1 protein-coding gene is annotated in these 275 nt (G+C 40.4%); it reads right to left on the bottom strand.

Going from position 1 to position 275, the window contains the following annotated elements; translation table 11 throughout:
* On the bottom strand, window positions 1-275 hold a 275-nt coding region (locus tag C1E99_RS00310; RefSeq protein ID WP_153060113.1), incomplete at both ends, for an NAD-dependent epimerase/dehydratase family protein.

The following is a 275-nucleotide window of genomic DNA, read 5'->3' on the forward strand; positions in this document are numbered from 1 at the left end:
TCCGATCTCCAATTGGATTGAAATAACGGAGCAATGCAATACTCCACTCCTTATCTGCTACTTCCACATCACGCAAGATTTGTTCCAACATAACTTTGGTATAGCCGTACGGATTCGTTGCGCTAGTTGGCATAGTTTCAACCAAAGGCGATGGATTATTGAGACCATAAACAGTCGCACTTGAGGAGAAGACAATTTTCTTAACACTAAATTCTGCCATGACTTCTACCAAAGCTAGGGTTGACATGATATTGTTTTCATAGTACATAATTGGC

This window comes from Streptococcus suis, from assembly GCF_002964045.1.
Taxonomy (GTDB): Bacteria; Bacillota; Bacilli; order Lactobacillales; family Streptococcaceae; genus Streptococcus; species Streptococcus suis_U.